The 13,153-nt window shown below is 65.6% G+C and carries 10 protein-coding genes; 2 read left to right on the top strand and 8 right to left on the bottom strand.

Annotated elements, in window-relative coordinates; all coding sequences use genetic code 11:
- Positions 1-193: 193 nt before the first annotated feature.
- Positions 194-1,120, bottom strand: a complete 927-nt coding sequence (locus ACFQE9_RS14900) for a DNA adenine methylase (protein WP_379746495.1) — start codon at positions 1,118-1,120, stop codon at positions 194-196.
- 180 nt (positions 1,121-1,300) lie between these two features.
- Here ACFQE9_RS14900 and ACFQE9_RS14895 point away from each other — a divergent pair, with 180 nt between their 5' ends.
- Positions 1,301-2,296, top strand: a complete 996-nt coding sequence (locus ACFQE9_RS14895; RefSeq protein ID WP_379746492.1) for a DUF5787 family protein — start codon at positions 1,301-1,303, stop codon at positions 2,294-2,296.
- Positions 2,297-2,344: 48 nt separating this feature from the next.
- On the opposite strand, the gene ACFQE9_RS14890 is transcribed toward ACFQE9_RS14895, so the two are convergent.
- The 7 genes from ACFQE9_RS14890 to ACFQE9_RS14860 form a co-directional block, all read right to left on the bottom strand.
- Positions 2,345-3,847, bottom strand: a complete 1,503-nt coding sequence (locus ACFQE9_RS14890; RefSeq protein ID WP_379746489.1) for a DUF7289 family protein — start codon at positions 3,845-3,847, stop codon at positions 2,345-2,347.
- A 111-nt stretch (positions 3,848-3,958) separates the two neighbouring features.
- Positions 3,959-4,522 (bottom strand): DUF7266 family protein, encoded by a 564-nt coding sequence (locus ACFQE9_RS14885; protein ID WP_379746486.1) that lies wholly within the window; start codon positions 4,520-4,522, stop codon positions 3,959-3,961.
- Positions 4,512-5,558 (bottom strand): DUF7261 family protein, encoded by a 1,047-nt coding sequence (locus ACFQE9_RS14880; RefSeq protein WP_379746483.1) that lies wholly within the window; start codon positions 5,556-5,558, stop codon positions 4,512-4,514. Before ACFQE9_RS14880 ends, ACFQE9_RS14885 begins: the two co-directional genes overlap by 11 nt.
- Complete coding sequence (locus tag ACFQE9_RS14875; RefSeq protein WP_379746480.1) at positions 5,546-6,220, bottom strand: DUF7288 family protein; 675 nt, start codon at positions 6,218-6,220, stop codon at positions 5,546-5,548. Before ACFQE9_RS14875 ends, ACFQE9_RS14880 begins: the two co-directional genes overlap by 13 nt.
- 2 nt (positions 6,221-6,222) lie before the next feature.
- Positions 6,223-6,783 carry a DUF7287 family protein gene (locus tag ACFQE9_RS14870; protein WP_379746477.1) on the bottom strand — a complete coding sequence of 187 codons (561 nt, stop codon included), beginning with the start codon at positions 6,781-6,783 and terminating at the stop codon, positions 6,223-6,225.
- A gap of 7 nt (positions 6,784-6,790) precedes the next feature.
- Positions 6,791-8,830, bottom strand: coding sequence for a type II secretion system F family protein (locus ACFQE9_RS14865; RefSeq protein WP_379746474.1), 2,040 nt, complete (start codon positions 8,828-8,830; stop codon positions 6,791-6,793).
- Between the two features lie 72 nt (positions 8,831-8,902).
- The gene (locus tag ACFQE9_RS14860) at positions 8,903-12,145 is read right to left on the bottom strand and encodes an ATPase, T2SS/T4P/T4SS family (protein WP_379746472.1); all 3,243 of its coding nucleotides are present in this window, start codon (positions 12,143-12,145) and stop codon (positions 8,903-8,905) included.
- A 201-nt stretch (positions 12,146-12,346) separates the two neighbouring features.
- Between ACFQE9_RS14860 and ACFQE9_RS14855 the strand changes: the two genes are divergently transcribed.
- Complete coding sequence (locus tag ACFQE9_RS14855; protein WP_379746469.1) at positions 12,347-13,015, top strand: DUF1405 domain-containing protein; 669 nt, start codon at positions 12,347-12,349, stop codon at positions 13,013-13,015.
- Positions 13,016-13,153: the final 138 nt, after the last annotated feature.

Raw genomic sequence — 13,153 nt, 5'->3', positions numbered from 1 at the left:
CCCCCCCCGCGACCGTGGTTCAAATCCCGACCGGCGCACCTCCCTTCGGTCGCGCGCCGGCCGTACCCCCACTCGCTTCGCTCGCGGGGATCCCGGCCGGCGCATTTCTCCTTCGTCCGCCGGCCCGCTCGCTTCGTTCACGGGAGTCCCGGCCGGGTGAAGGATCGCTGCGAGAAAGCGGCGAACGACGAGTTCACTCGGAAAAATCGGCCAGCCCCGCCTGCGTCGATCCCCTGCGTTCGTCCTCGGGAACCGTCGTTGCGATGATCTCGTCCACCTGATCGCGGTTATCGGCGTCGCTGTTTATCGCCCGCGTGGCGCCCTCGGTCTCGACGTCGAGTCCGGCCTCGCGATAGCGGTCGTACATCACGCCGCTGTTCGAGAGGACGACGTGGACGCCCTCGTCCGCGAGCGACGCGGTCACGTCCAACAGACGCTCCTGATCGTCGCGGTCGAACCCCTCGGCGCTGTAGTCGTTGAAGTCGGCGGTCGGGCTCATGGGCTCGTAAGGGGGATCGACGTAGATCAGATCGTCGGCCTCGGCCGCATCGAGAACGTACTCGAAGTCGCGGTTGTACACCGTCGTTCCCGAAAGCACCCGGCTCGCCTCCCGGATGCGGTCCGCCTGGACCCAATCGGGGTCCGCGTATCGGCCGATCGGGACGTTGAATCCGCCGTCGGCGTTCTCGCGGTACAGCCCGTTGTAGCAGGTCCGGTTGAGGTAGGCCAGAAGCGCCGCCTCCTCGAGGGGATCGAACTCGTGGCCGTAGGGGCGTCTGTTGAACCGCGCGCGCTGTTGGTAGTAGTAGCTGTCCACCGACGCGCCCCTCGACGTCGTCTCCGCGAAGGCCAGATCGGGGTCCGGCTCCGCCTCCGGATCCGCGAACGACCGGAGCCGATCGATGAGTGCCTCCGGGCGGTCCCTGACCTGCTCGTAGAAGTTGACCAACCGGGGATTGGCGTCGTTAACCGTGCCGGCGTCGGGCTCGAGATCGAAGAAGACCGCGCCGCCGCCGAGAAACGGCTCGTGATAGCGGTCGTAGGAGACGGGAAACCGCCGGTAGATCGCCTCGAGCAGCTGGCGTTTGCCGCCGGCCCACTTCAGAACTGGCCGTGCCATCGTCGCTCGCCACTCGAGTGCGGACCGGCATAAACGCCTCGTCCGGGAGGAACGGAGACGACAGTATTCGAGGAGGCGCGGGGGCGGCAGCATTCGAGGAGGAGCGGAGGCGACGGCGTTCGGGAGGCCGATCCCCGTCCACACCGTATCGTTTTGTACGATCGGCACCCACCTCCGTCCGTGATACCGGACGCGGAGTTCGGCTACGAGCTGCTCGTCTGCCGGTGGGCGGAGCTCGCCTGGCACCCGGACGGGGACCCGACGCCCGCGATCGTCGCCCGCCAGATCGGGACGCGCGAGCGGCGCTGGGACGTCCTCGTCGTCGAAGTCGATCCCGCCGGGTTGCGACAGAGACGGGCCTTCGGCAAGCGCGAGCTCGATCGCGAACTGCTCGGGATCGTCCGCGAGGCGCCGGCCGAGTGGACGTGGTATCGCGACACGCTCGCGAAGCCGGCGTACCCCTGGCGGTACGTTCGCGAGGCGATCCACCGCGCGGCCGACCGGGATCTGATCGACGAGCGGACTCGAAAGGGCAAGATCGAGATCCGACGCCGGCGGCCGTATCCCGACTGGGTCCGACGGATCGTCGCGATCGAGAACAAGCCCGACCTCACCGCGAGCGCCGCGGCCACGCTCTCCGGCCAGCTCGAGTACGACGTCGAGGCGGGACTCCTCGACGAGACGTGGCTCGCCACCGAGACCACGGGAGATCGGCTCGAACCGGCGCTTCGACGGGAGATGCCCGTCGAGGCGGGGATCCTGTTGACGGAGTTCGCGGGCGGGGTCGATCCCGACGCGGCCACCGTCGAGTGGCTTCCAAGCGATCTGGGGCGAGCGGTCTCGAACGCTCCCGACCAGCGTGATCGGGATCTTCGACGGCTCGTGCTCGCCGAGCGCGCGTACGGGCGCGGCTTCCGTTCCTACCACGAGACGATGCGCCCCGACTGTCGCCACTTTCGGCTGGAGCGGGCGGGCGAGGCGATGGTCCCCGACTGTGCCGCGAAGGGGAGGTGTCCAACCGCCAGGGAGTGTTCGGGCTCGTGTGAGTCGTTCTCGCCGGAGCCGCCCGGCTGGCGCACGAAGGGGTGGCCGATCGAGGGGGGTCCCGGAAAGGGGATCGAGACCCTCCTCGATCGCCGACGCGAGCGATTTCGCTATCGGATGCTCCGTCGGTGACCGGCCGTCGGGACGGGCGGTGAGATCCTGATCGAACCGGATCGTCGATCAACCGAACTCGACGGTGACGGTGTTGTCCGTCACGTGGAGGTAGGTGACGTATCGGCCCTCGCCGGTCCGATCGTACTCGAAGGTGACGGTGGAGTCGTCGTCGATGTCCATCGAGTTGCCACCGGTTCCGCCGTTACCATTTCCGTTACCCTTATCGCGGCCCCACGTCGCCTGGAGCTCGAAGGAGGGACCGAGCCGCTCGAGGTAGTCCGGAACGAACGCGTCGGGCGCCATCGCATCGCCGAGGTTTTTTTCCACCGTGTCAGCCGTGGTGTTTATTTCGGCGGGTTCCGTGTAGTCGCCGCCCCAGACATCCTGGTACTCGACACGGCTTCCCGGGTCCTCCTCGACGTAGGTGAACTCCTCCGTGGCGAGGAAATCGATCCTCAACATCTCGTTCTCGCACGTCGCGAAGTCGCCGCCCGTCTTCCCGGAGGTATCCGCGAGCTTCCAGTGGTGGGCGACGTCGCCGTCGGTATAGAGCATTCGTGCGTCGAAATTCGCCTCACAGATGGGCGTACTGGCGCCCTGTCCGTTATCGAACTGGAGGACGGTCTCGAAGTACTGATCGCCGCTTTTCCCGTGGAAGCTCACCCACCCCTGGTTGGGCTGGTTGACGTCGAAGGTCGTAGAGAACTCCTCGAGCGCCTCGCGTTCGGTGAACCCGTCGACGGGGATCCGCTCGCCGGATCCGGGAAGATCGAAGCTCCCGCCGGTTCCGGCGGTTTCGAGCTCGAGAACGACCGTCTTCTCGGGATCGTCGTAGTAAAGGTCGCTCTCCCACTCTGCGGGGATGTCCTCTGTTTCGACGACGCGTCCGTCGGTCCGGTCCTCGAAGTACTCACGCCACCCCTCGTGGTACTCGCTCTCGACGACCACGACGACGGTGCCGTTCTCGACGGGGTTGTCGGCCGTCCCGTTACTGGGAATCGTGTCGCCGCCCTCGACGCGGATTTGGGACGATCCGGATGCGGCCGCCGTCTCCCCTGCGGCCACGGAGACGATGGGGAGCGTTAGCGTCTGGCCGCGGTAGTGGAACTCCGGCGGCGAGACCATCCGCGCCGGGTTCTCCCCCCGTTTGCTCCAGACGCCGCCGCCCTGATAGGTCGTGGTTCGGTCGTCGTTCCGGTGGGTCACCTCGCCGAGGGTGCTGTTCGCGATCGGATCCCCAACGTTTCCGTCCCCGCTCGCGTTCACGTGATAGACCTGCATCCGTCCCGTCTCCTCCGTGACTGAGATCGTCCCCTGCGTATCACCGGTCGTCATCGACTGGCTGCCGGTGTCGCCGAGGGCGGCCATCGCCGCCTTGGAGGCGAACTGCGTCATCACGTGTTCGCCGCGCTGGACGTCCGCGGCCTGCTGGGTGTCGCCGATCGCCGTAGAGCCAAGCGTAACGACCGCGGTCGCGCCCATGAGCGTGATCGCGACGATGAGCACGACGCCGACCGACGCGCTCACGGCACGCTCGTCTTTCCGTGTCCCCCCGAGACCGCGCCTCATAGAGGCGTCTTGGGCGGCATGCGGCTTAAGCCTACGGTCGCGAGCCGCTCGGAGGAGGAAACTCGCAGCCGACCCGACCTGCAATCGATCCGGCCGCGTTCGATCCGACCGTTAATCGATCCGGCCGCGTTCGATCCGAAGCCCCTCGCCGTCCACGTGTCGGATCACGACCGATCCGCCATCGATCGAGCGGTTGCTCACCGGCGTGTGGGTCCGGAAGCGAACGGTGTGGGTGACCGACCCGTCGGACCCCTCGAGTTCGATCTCGTTCGTGTAGCGCGGACCGTCGGATCCGCCGGTGACGCGTATCGCGTACCCGGCCGAAGCGATCCGATTCGGCGCGTCGACGGCGACGTCGACGGTGGCGGCGCTTCCGTTCGCGGACTCGACGAGCCGATCGGCGTCGGAAAAGCCGGTCGCGATGCGCTCGCCGGAGGCCTCCAGGCCGGTTTCGACCGCCGTCCGACGCTGGTCCTCGAGGACGGAGCCGCCAGCGATGAACAGCCCCGAGATGAGGATCGCCGCGATCGCGAGCCCCAACACGTATCCGACCGTCGTCGAAACGCCGCGATCGGTTCCGGCGATCCAGCCACGGTCGCAGCTCCCGGGGGCGACGTCGCGGTTCGCGTTGCTCCCGGAGCCACCGGAGACGTCGAACGCGTCGTCAGGACGCATCGTACGGTGCCTCCTTCGGCGCGATCCGGGTCCCGTTCCGGTAGTGAAGCGAGTCCGAGCGACGGACGACGTCGTACTCGAGGTCGTAGATAACCTCCGTACTGTTCGGTGGTTCATCATCGTAGACAACCGAACCGTCGTCCGACTCGACGACGAGATCGTATTCTCCGGAGATATTACCTGGATTGTGATATGTGATCGAATGATTCGGATCGAGATCCTGGAAAAAGGTAGTGTTGAACTCTGAAGAATCACCGGTGGAACTGTTAGAGATCGTCGCGGTCGAATTCGTGGGATCCGCGGTGAGGTTCACGACGAACGTCGGCCCATCCACACACGCTCGATCGATTCCATCCGTTCCATCGTGAACGAGCGTACAGCCATCTCCGGAATCGCTCTCATAGAGGTAGAGATAGTACGTCTCGTCACCCTCGAATTCCACGAAGAACGTGTCAGTAACGTTTCCCGGATCAGTGTCGTTGAGCGTGTCGGCATTGACCTGGTTCTCCGGTGTCGCGTTGATCGTGTAATTTCGAACTCTCGTTGAATCGGCGAGATCCCACTCGGTCGTGTTATCATCGCTGTTTGGATGGAAACTATCGTTGGTCGCTTGCTGGAGCCGATATCCATCCGTGGTCTCCACGTTCTCGATCGACGACATCGTTCCCCGGATCGCGGCGTGTTCGGCCGAGGCGGTCTCCCAGGCGCCGATCCCCCCGGTGAGGTTCGCCTCGAGCTGGGTGTGGTTTGCCTCGTTTTCGTCCGCGTAGTCGTTCGTCGCCGTGAACACCTCGAGGGCGGCGTCGTGCGCCGCGTCGTCGTATTCGATCGTGGCCGCAACGTCCGCGCCGGTATCACGGGTGGCGAGATTCCCGGTGTAGATGACGGCGTTCAAAAGCACCGCCAGCGCGACGAGGAGCACCGCGAGGACGATCGCGCCGACGAGGAACAGCTGTGCGCGATCCCGGCGTGGACGATCGGTGGACTCCGAGCTAGCGGCTCTCGGAGGCTGCTCCGGCCCCCTCACATCCGCCATACGACGACCTCCACTTCGATCACGTTGAAGACGTCCGAGTTTCCGGACGCATCGCTCTCGATGTCGTTGGTCGTAAAGTAAGTACAGCCATCGGCCGCGACCACATCGGCGACCGTCTCTTCCGTCGGACACCCGCTCGAATTGACCAGCTCGTCGGATTCCCGGAGCGTGATCTGCCAGGTCGCAGTCGAGGAGTGGTCGCTCGGCGTTCCGAGGTTGATCAGCGGCTGGGATCGCCGTTCGCCGCCGGATCGGATGTAGTGAAGGTCGACGTTGACGGCGATCCCTCGTTCGAGGAAGGTCTCCTGAAGCGCCGTCCCGAAGGTGGTGTTCGTCGGGAGACGCCCGTCGTACTCGCCGTCGTCGCCGTTCGCGCCGTGGAACCGATCCGCATCGCTCGAGGTGTTGTAGTAGAGGAGCATGTCCTCGAGCGAGCCGTTCTCCGCCTCCGCCTCGAGGAGCCCCTCCGCGACGTTCCGTTGCTGGTTCTCGATGTGCTGGTTCGACGTGCTCCCGGAAAGCGGCGTCACGGCGGTGACCTGCAGCGCGAAGAGGACGGCGGACAGGAGGATCACGGCGGCCGCGACCGCCTCGAGCGTGTGCGCCTGTCCACGGTTCCCGGAAGCCGTCGATCCGTCGGTCTCGGTACGTGATCCTCGCATGATCACCACACTCGCACCACCAGTCTGTGGCTCCGGCCGTCGAGCAGCACGACCTGTCTGGAGACGGTTACCTGTGCTCGGCCGCCGGCGGACGGTCCTGCACGAAGCGGCGTGTTCTCTCCATCATACTCCATCGTCGCGATCTCGCCCGTGCGATTTTCGATCGTGACGTTGACCGCGTGGTCGGTCGCGAGCGTCGATCGGAGATCCGTGTCGTCGCCGTCGAATCGACAGTCGGTCGTCTCCGTCGCATCGTCCTGCATCTGGGTGAAGAACGCGGCGGTACAGACGGGATCGATGACCCGGCCGTCGGCGGGACCGCTCGCCGGATCGGTGAGCAGATCGCCGGCGAGCGTGATCGCGAACCGATCGGCGGCCTGCGTCGGCTCGACGGCCTCGAAGGGGGCCAACAGTCCCGGAATGAACGCGACGACGAACGCGACGACGACGAGGAAGACGCTCGCGCCTATCGCGAAATCGAGCGCCGTCTGTGCGCGGTCGCGGTCGGCCTCGTTGCCAAAGTCGTGCGTGCCGCGTTCGAACGCTGGTGCGTGTGAATCCATGCCCGGGTCACCCAACGTAGATCCACGTGCCGAGCGCGATGGTCATCAGGATAACCACGAACTTGACCCCGGAGATGATGTCGGCGTTTCGGATGTAGCCGCTTATGAATCCCGAGAGGATCGCCTGGATGGTGACCGCATGGAAGAACAGAAGCGAGAGCAGCGCCGGGTCGACGCCGCCGCCGAAGTTCATCTCGCCGCCAGCACCCCCGCCACCCGCGTCGCTTCCGGTGTCGACGAGGCTCGCCATGACGTCGATGAACTGCGTCTGGAGGATCGCCATCACGCCGAGAAGCGTCACGTAGGTCATGAGGATGATCGCGATCTGCATCCGTGTCCGCGAGCGCCGCTCCCGTTCGATGTCGTCCTGGTTCTCGGAGGCCTGTGCCGCGGTCGTCAACACGTCCGTGATCTGTGAGGACGCCTCCTGGGCCTCGGAGATGAGCTTCACCGTCCGTGCGAGCCGGGGGATGTGGTATTTGTTGTTGAACTCGACGAGCGCCTCCCGGAGGCTCATCCCGTAGTTGACCTTCGCGTACATCACCTCGAACTCGTCGGCGAGCCGCCCCGAGGAGGTGTCGGCGACGGTGTCGACCGACTCCAGAAGCGTCTGTCCGGTGTCGTTGGCCGACGAGAGCTTCCGGAGGTTCTCCGAGAGCTTGCCGACGATGGCGTTTCGCGTCCGCTCGTGCCACTCGTGGAAGACCGCCAGGGGAACGAGCGTGAGATACACCGGAATGTACACCCAGATGACGGTGCTCCAGATCGGCCTCGCGACCCACGCGTCGATCGACGTCGGCGCGGCCCCGACGGAAACGGCGCTCGCGATCAACACGGCCGCCGCCGGCACCGTCAACGCCAGCGTGTAGGTCGGATTCCGCTTGAAGAACAGGTGCGGCTCGGAGAGCAACTGTTTGGTCTTGTAGGTTCCCTCGCGGTCCTTGATGCGATCGAAGAGGCTGAACCGGCCGACGAATCCCTCAACGAGCCCGAGGTGGAACAGCCCCTCCCGGCTTTCGGTCTCGAGCCGGTCGCTCGTCCCCTTGGGTCGGAGGAACCCGTCGCCGGGCTCGTCCTGTTTGACCGTCGAGACGAGCACGAGAAAGCCGACGCCGGTGAGCGGAATGAGGAGGTAGACGGTCGCATACAGCAGCCGGTCGTCGGAGTCGCCCATCATCCCCATGATGACGAGGATGATGATGAGAAGCAGCGGAAAAAGCGACAGCGTCATGTACATCTCCCCGAACAGCTCCAGGGTCTCGAGCGTCATCTCCTGCTGCTGTTTGGCGGTGCGGAGGTGTTTCTCCTTTTTGTCGCTGAGGAATCCCTCCATGTCGCCGCCGGAGTTGACGATGGACAGCATGTCGGTGAGGAACTGCGAGAGGTCCTCGGAGGGCGTCTCCATCGCCTGTTGGCGGATCGCGTTCCGATAGTCGGTCCCGAAGTACTCGGTCTCGTTGACGATGCTTTGGAACTCCCTCGAGACCTCGCCGTAGGTGTCCTCGGCGTCGGCCATCGATCGGAGGATCTCGAGCTGGTTGAGGCCGCCGACCGAGAGCGCGTACATGAACGAGACGGAGTCGGCAAGAAGCATGTTGATCTCGCGTTTCCGTGCGGACGACCGCGAGTACGGGATCGAGAGGAACCCCCCGAACCCGGCGGCAAAGCCGATCGATCCGAAGACGATCCCGGCGATGAACACCGCGGTCGGAACGACGAGCGATCGCATGAACGTGGCGACGGTCGGGTCCGGGACCGGGATCCCGAGACGGAGGGCCTCGGGATCGACCAGGTCCAACGCGAAAAGCGAGTAGCTCAGGAACGTCCCGACCGCCCAAAGCGACAGCCCCGAGATGATCCCGATCGCGAGCGCCTTCGAGACGAACAGCTCGACGGTATCGGACATCCGTGCCTCGGCGAGCTTGGTCTCGACGTCGTCGACGAGGTCGCCCTCCGAGTCGAAGACGAACGAGTAGACCGGGTAGAACAGCTCGCCGAGGACGTCGAGCCCTCCCGATTGTCCCTCGACCTCCGTCCCGAAGCTCATCGACGCTCACCCGACGCGGGGAGACCCTGAACCGATCCCGAAGGTGGGTTCGAAATCGCCCTCGAAGGACGATCAGTCATCGTCCTCCTCCGGCGTGTCGAACCGCCACTCGTCGATCTCGGCCACGTCATCGTCCGAGTCATCGTCCTCCGATTCCGCTTTCGTCTCCTCGGCGGACCGTTCGTCGACGTCCCCCTGATCCGTGGCGTCCCCCTCCGAACCGGAATCCGCGGAGGGTTCCGGATCGAGATCGGCCGAAGTCGGCCTGTCCGAGGGCAGATCCCCACCCTCGGTTGCGGTCCCGTCCTCTGCGTCATCCTCGGTCCCGCCCCCGGCCTCAGCGCCGTCCCCGGTTCCGATCCTGGTCCCGTCCTCAGCGTCGCCGTGAGTTCCGTCTCCTTCCTCGGTGTCGAACACCCCGGAATCTTCCGTCGGGTCCGAGAGATCCAACGGGTCTCGCAGCTCCGCGCCCGAGTCCTCGGACGCCTCCGATCGCGTTTCGTCGGTCGAGATGGCCCCGTCGATCCGGGATCGATCCCCGCCGACGTCGGTTCCCGCCTCGGAGTCGTCGGTCGTCCCGGAGTCGTCGGTCGTCCCGGAGTCGTCAGTCGTCCCGGAGTCGTCAGTCGTCCCGGCGTCGCGGTCAACGGCCCCCACATCGGCGTCGTCGGCCGCGTCCTCGTCTCCCGATCGCCCCCCGTCAGAATCGTCGGCGTCAGCCAGCGCGTCGAGTTCGGTTCGATCGCCGCCGTCGTGTGGTTCCGCCTCGACGTCCGCCTCCGGTTGGACCTCGAGGAGGGCGTCCGCGACGGAGTCGGGGACGGTGCCGCGATAGCGTTCGAAGAGCTCCTCGGCGTCCTCGAGAATCGACGCCGCCTCCCGTTTCCCCTCCTCGTCCGGCTCGGGACGGGGGACCATCGCCTCGGTCTCGGGATCGACGTCGATGTGGACCGACTCCATCTCCCGCAGGTCCGCGAGCGAGCGCTCCAGCTCGCCGTTGGCCATCAACGCGAGGATGGTCTCGGGATCGTTGATGAACGCCTGGGCCGTCGCGGCCACCTCGGCGTAGGTGTTGAGCCCGCGGTCGATGAGGTAGGCGAGGATGACGCGGCGTTTGAACATCTCCTCGGAGAGCGTCGCGTGGTCCCATCCGCGGTCGAAACGGATCTCCGCGAGGGTGTTCGACTCGCCCATCTGGAGGAACTCGTCGGTCTCCGCCTGCCACTGGTAGACGTCCTGGACGTTGATCTCGTCGTTCTCGGCGTCGTAGTGGTTGATCTCGGTGAGCGACTTGTTTCGGCGGACCTTTCGACCCTTGACGCGCGTCGACGTCTGGATCGAGACGAGATCGAGGGCGGTGAACATCGTCTTCGAGACGTTGATCGGGTCGGTTGTGAACCGCTTTAGCACCTCGCCGACGGAGTCCGCGTGGAAGGTGGTGTAGGTCGTGTGGCCGGTCGACATCACCTGAAAGAGCGTTCGCCCCTCCTCGCCGCGGATCTCGCCCATCACGATGTAGTCGGGCCGCTGTCGCAGGGCGGCCTCGAGCAGGTCGAACTCGTCGACGTCGCCCTTGTCGTCGTCGCTGAAGGATGGCCGCGTCACGGAGGCGATCCAGTTTCGCTGCGGCAGCTCGACCTCGCGGGTGTCCTCGATCGAGACGATCTTCGAGTTCGAGGGGATGAAAAGTGAGACCGCGTTCAGGCTCGTCGTCTTCCCGGAGGCGGTCCCGCCCGCGAAGATGAGCGACTTGTGGTTCTCGATACACAGCCACAGGAAGGCCATCTCGTCGAGCGAGAACGTCCGCCAGTTGATGAGGTCGACCGGCGTGAACGGGACGTCCTTGAACTGCCGGATCGTGTAGTTCGTCCCGTGGTCGGAGACCTCCCTCCCGAGGGTGAGCTGTGCACGCGACCCGTCGGGCAGGCTACAGTCGACCTGTGGCGATCGCTTGGAGATCCCCTTGCCCGACCGCTGTGCGAGCTTGACGACGAAGTCGTCCAGTTCGTCGGTGCCGTGGTGGACGTTCGAGATGATCTGTTCGTACTCGGAGTGGTAGACGAACACCGGCGAGTCGTAGCCGTCACACGAGATGTCCTCGACGTTGATGTCGTATTTGATCGGGTCGATCCGCTCGTAGCCGATGAAGTCGCGCTGGAGGTAGTACAGCAGCTTCTCGACCTGGTACTCCGTGAGCGTCTCGGGATCGTCCTCGAGGACCGCCGGCTCCGGCCTGGCGGTGAGTCCCTCGATGTCGTCGATGCTCTCGGACGCGGACGCGTATCCGAGCGCGCCCGCGATGCGGGCCGCGATCCCCTCCGTGGGTTCGAACCCGAACCGATCGAGGAGGCTCGAGAGCGGGTCCGAGCCGTCCGGTCTCGTGTAGAGATCGTATCGATCGAGGAGCGTGTACGTCTCCTCGGCAATCACCTCGCGTCGGTACTCCTCGTCGCCACCGGCGATCGACTCGTCGGCGTACTTGATCGAGGTTCGGAGCTTGCCGGTGAGGTACGTCTGGAGCTCCGTTTCGATCTCCGTCATGTACGGCTGGATCGCGTAGTACTTCCGCTCGTTCTCCTTCGTGGAATGGAAGATGATCACGAACGCGTACGGCTCGTTCACCCAGTAGCGTTCGACCTCCTCGAAGTGCGACTTCTTCGCGTTCGGTACGGCCTTCTCCAGGTCGTACCGGTTGACGAGCGTCGTGGTCCCGTCCGGATCCGAGAAGAAGGCGTCCTCGTCGACGTCGTCGGCGACCGTCACCGTCCGCTCGTCGACGATCCCCTCGAGCTCCGAGGCGGCGGTGCCTGCGGCGCCCACCACGTCCTCGATCGCCGTCGGATCGAACCCGAGCACGTCCGCGGGATCGAAGTCCCCGAATTCGCCCTCCTCGTCGGCCGGCGGATCCCCGTCGGCTCCGTAGACGTACTCGCGTTTGTAGTCCTCCCAGGTGTAGTAGTCCTTTTTGACCGGCGTACGGTCCAGTTCGTATCGCTCGCGACAGCGCTCGCGGACCGTCTCGGCGGCCGCCGCCGAGACCCCGAGCCGCTGGGGGAGCGTTCCCGGATCGAACCCGAGAAACTCGGCCGGGTCGATCCCGGCACGTTCCCAGTCCTCCTCGGACGGGATCGCTCCGTCGGCCGACCCGTCGCGATCTCGGAGCCTGTCGGCGGCGTCCCCGTATCCGTGCTCACGCAGGAACGCCTCCCAGGTGTACTCGCCGGCGGTCGCGCCGTCCCCCCTTCCGGACGTCGGCGACGGCGACGTTCCGTCCCGTTCCGGGTCGGAGTCGCCGTCGACGTCCTCGATGGCCATAACTCCGACCAATCGTGGGAGAGGCAAAAACCCTTCCACCGTTCCCGTCAACGAGCCGACGAGAGGTCCGAGAGGTCCGGAGACGGCCGAACGGAACTGCGAACGGGGGTCAGCGACTCGTCCGTGTCCGCGCGTCCATCGTCCGCGCGTATGCTCGCCCGACTCGCGAGGTTTTTCGTCGCGGGGGCGTGATGGAACGGTGTGGCACGGCTCGACAGGCTTCGCGATCCCGATGTCAGATCGCGGATACGGGAGGCGTACGCCCGGGAGCTGCTCGGCGACTCACGGAGCCTGGTGAGCGTACTCGGGATCTGTGCCGTCGGCGTGCTCGTCGGGATCCGGTACTACGTCGCGACGATGCCGGCGGTTCCGACGCTCCTGTGGCCGCTGTACGTCGATTCCCCGACGGCGCTCGCGCTCGCGATGCTCGCGCTTGCGACCCTGATTCCGACGGTCGGATCCGGTCGGGACGTAACCGCGATCCCGGCCAATCGTCCGCTCGCGTACCTCCAGACGTTGGCGTTCGTCTGGCTCGTGAAGTACGGGCTGTGGCCGCTCGCGGCGTTGCACGTCCGCCCGGAGCTCTACCTCGGCGCGCCGGACGCGATCGTCGCCTACTGGGGGATCCTCCTCACCCATCTCGGGTTCGTCGGACTCGCGTTGCTCCTTCCCGCCTTCGGACGTACGACGCGCGGTGCGCTCGCGGTCGCGACGGTCCTGTCGCTTCTCAACGACGTCGTCGATTACGGGTTCGGGTATCACCCCCCGTTACACTACGATCCCGGGGTGGTCCTGCCGACGGCGACGGTCGCCGTCGGCCTGTTCGCCGTGGGGCTGGCCGCGCGGTCGTTTCGACGACTCGAGTCCTGAGGAACCTCCCTCGAACAGACCGGTCGTGACCATCGAACGTTGACGAGATCGAAGCGATCTGCGAACTCCCGTGAGAACGCGGAAGAAGCCCAATACACCAAACCAATATGCGAATGCCCGGGGGAGGACGCGGCGGGA

The organism is Halopenitus salinus, from assembly GCF_042662125.1.
Lineage (GTDB): Archaea > Halobacteriota > Halobacteria > Halobacteriales > Haloferacaceae > Halopenitus > Halopenitus salinus.
The sequence above is the reverse complement of the archived record's forward strand: the minus strand, read 5'-3'. Positions and strand labels throughout refer to the sequence as shown.